3 protein-coding genes are annotated in these 3,069 nt (G+C 74.2%); all 3 read left to right on the forward strand.

Translation table 11 applies throughout. The annotated features are described in order from the left end of the window. Positions 1-989, forward strand: a 989-nt coding sequence (gene dacB, locus SSOG_RS24125) for a D-alanyl-D-alanine carboxypeptidase/D-alanyl-D-alanine endopeptidase (RefSeq protein ID WP_039938552.1), incomplete at its 5' end; no start/stop codon positions are given. A 297-nt stretch (positions 990-1,286) separates the two neighbouring features. Further along, on the forward strand, positions 1,287-2,426 hold the full coding sequence (locus tag SSOG_RS24130) for a zinc-dependent metalloprotease (protein ID WP_009716866.1): 1,140 nt from the start codon (positions 1,287-1,289) through the stop codon (positions 2,424-2,426). A 199-nt stretch (positions 2,427-2,625) separates the two neighbouring features. Then, positions 2,626-3,069 (forward strand): PP-loop family protein (locus tag SSOG_RS24135; protein WP_039938554.1); only part of this gene is annotated, 444 nt, incomplete at its 3' end.

Raw genomic sequence — 3,069 nt, forward strand, 5'->3', positions numbered from 1 at the left:
CCCCCGACTACCGGATCAAGACCACCGTGGTCCAGGGCGACGACGACGGCATCGTGCTCGTGGGCGGCGGCGACCCGACCCTCACCGCCCGCGACACCAAGGGCGCCGAGCGGCCCGCCTCGCTGCGCGCCCTGGCCGACGACACCGCCCGCGCCCTCAAGAAGCGCGGACGGACGTCCGTCCGGCTCGGGTACGACACCTCGCTCTACTCCGGGCCCGGGCTGCACCCCATCGGCCCCAACGAGAACATCTCGCCCGTCGCCCCGCTGATGGCCGACGAGGGCCGCCTCGACGACAGCGACCACGGCCCGGCCGCGCGCTCCGAGGACCCCGCCGCCGACGCGGCGAAGACGTTCGCCTCGATGCTGCGCGACCGCGGCGTCGACGTGACCGGGGACCCGCGGGAACGGGAGGCCGGAAAGCGCCCCCGGCCGCTGGCCACCGTCCGCTCCCAGCCGCTGTCCGCGCTCGTCGAGCGGATGCTGACCAACAGCGACAACGACATCGCCGAGGCCCTGGCCCGGCAGACCGCCGTCGCCGCCGGTGAGCCCGCGAGTTTCGACGGCGCGGCGAAGGCGGTGACCGCCCGGCTGAAGAAGCTCCGGCTGCCGGTCTCCGGCGCCCGGATCGCGGACGGCAGCGGGCTCGACCGCGAGGACCACGTCTCCGCCGCGCTGCTCGCCCAGGTGCTGGTGCGGGCCGCGGACATCGGCCACCCCGAGCTGCGGTCGCTGCTCACCGGGCTGCCGGTGGCCGGATTCAGCGGCACCCTGCGCACCCGCTACGACGCCGATACCGTCGGCCGCGGTGTGGTGCGCGCCAAGACGGGCACCCTGACCGGGGTCAACACCCTGGCGGGCAGCGTCGTCGACGCCGACGGGCGGCTCCTGGTCTTCGCGTTCATGACCAACGGCACCACCGACCCCCAGGGCGCCCAGCGCGCCCTGGACACGATGGCCTCGGCGCTCGCCAACTGCGGATGCCGGTGAGGCTAGGGGGTGTCTTGTCGGTCAGGCCGGATCAGCGAGCGGCGTCTGGTGCAGGGGGCACCTCCCAGCGGTAGCTGGGGGAGGCTCGCAACCCGCGTGAGGAGAGCGCAGCGGCGCTGCGTGCGACGAGCGCGGGGCCGCGAGGTGCCGTGCCAGGCGTCGGGAGCCCGGCATGATCGGCAAGACACCCCCCTGGGGCGACGTGGGTGACGCGTCGCCCGGTCGGGCCGGGGGCGGCCGCGTGTGCGGGGGAGTCGTCTCCTCCCGGATGGGGCGCGGGCCACGTACCGTGAAGCCATGACGAGCATCGGTGGTGTGGAGATGGTCGACTGGAACCTGGCCGTCGCGACCGCGACCCGGCTGGTGCGCCCGGGACCCGAGGTGAGCCGGGACGAGGCGCGTGCCGTCGTCGCGGAGCTGCGACGGCACGCGAAATCCTCGGAGGAGCACGTACGCGGCTTCACCCGGATGGCCGTCCCCGGCGGCCCGGCCTCCGACACCCCCGTCCTCGTCGTGGACCGCGCGGGCTGGATCCGGGCGAATGTCGCGGGCTTCCGCCAGATCCTGTCGCCGCTGCTGGGCAAGATGCAGGACCGGCGCGGCGGGCTGCCCGGCGGGGCGGTCCTGGGCGCGGTCGGCGGCAAGGTGACCGGCGTCGAGCTGGGGATGCTGCTGTCGTTCCTGGCCTCCCGGGTGCTCGGCCAGTACGAGACGTTCGCGCCCGCCAGCCGCGACCTGCCCGCCGGGACCGCGGGCGGCGGCCGGCTGCTGCTGGTGGCCCCCAACATCGTCCATGTGGAGCGCGAGCTGGACGTGGCCCCGCACGACTTCCGGCTGTGGGTCTCGCTGCACGAGGAGACGCACCGTACGCAGTTCACCGCGGTGCCCTGGCTGCGCGACCACATCGAGTCCGAGATCCAGGCGTTCCTGGGCGAGACCGACGTGGATCCGGCCACCCTGCTGGAGCGGATCCGGGAGGCCGTCCAGTCGCTCGGCGGCGGGCGGCCGGACGGCGAGGAGGCCGCGGAGCGCGGCGCCTCGCCCAGCATCATCGAACTGGTCCAGACCCCGGCCCAGCGCGAGATCCTGGCCCGGCTGACCGCCGTGATGTCGCTGCTGGAGGGGCACGCGGACTATGTGATGGACGGGGTCGGGCCGGACGTCGTGCCCTCCGTCGCCGAGATCCGCGAGAAGTTCCAGAAGCGGCGGGCGAGCGGCGCGGGCCGCCTCGACCAGGCGCTGCGCAAGCTGCTGGGGCTCGACGCCAAGCTGCGGCAGTACCGTGACGGTGAGCGGTTCGTACGGGCCGTGGTGGACCAGGTCGGCATGGACGGCTTCAACCGGGTCTGGACGTCCCCCAACACGCTCCCGACCAAGTCGGAGATCAGCAAACCCGCCGAGTGGGTCGCGCGGGTGCACCGTAAGGCAGAGTCGTGAAACCGGCTCACTTGGGAACGGATGAATGCTCCCGTTAATCACTCGTCCGAGGGACCGTTAGCGACGGGTAGGCGTGCGATGCTCGGGGAACAGCTCGCTTCTGTCACCATCGACATACACAGCGTGACGAATCCCCCCGCGTAACGACATCTCGTTCGCCCCCCGAGGCACTCCCTCGCATGACAGATGGGAAACGGACATGGGTCCCCATCCAGCGGTCGCCGCGATACGCCTGGCGGTCCGCCGCGTCCTCCACGACGTCCTCGTCGACTCCCCGGCCGCCTCCGCCCCCGCGCAGCCCTCCCCGGCCTCCCCGGCCCAGGCGCCCGCCCCCCGTGGCTCCGTTCCCCGTGAGAGCCGTCCCCTCGTGCTCGCCGCCTGCTCCGGCGGCGCCGACTCCATGGCCCTCGCCTCCGCGCTCGCCTTCGAAGCCCCCCGGCTCGGCCTGCGCGCCGGCGGCGTCACCGTCGACCACGGCCTCCAGCCGGGCTCCGACGTCCGCGCCGCCGAGGTCGCCGACCGGATGCGGGAGCTGGGCCTGGCCCCCGTCGAGTCCATCGCCGTGTCCGTCGGCCGGGACGGCGGCCCCGAGGCCGCCGCCCGGGACGCCCGCTACGCCGCCCTCGACTCCGCCGCCGAGCGC

The organism is Streptomyces himastatinicus ATCC 53653 (assembly GCF_000158915.1).
GTDB classification, from domain to species: Bacteria; Actinomycetota; Actinomycetes; order Streptomycetales; family Streptomycetaceae; genus Streptomyces; species Streptomyces himastatinicus.

Excerpts from the sequence above, each read along its gene's own strand:
- SSOG_RS24130 (WP_009716866.1), top strand. The coding sequence starts at position 1,287 with ATGACGAGCATCGGTGGTGTGGAGATGGTCGACTGGAACCTGGCCGTC.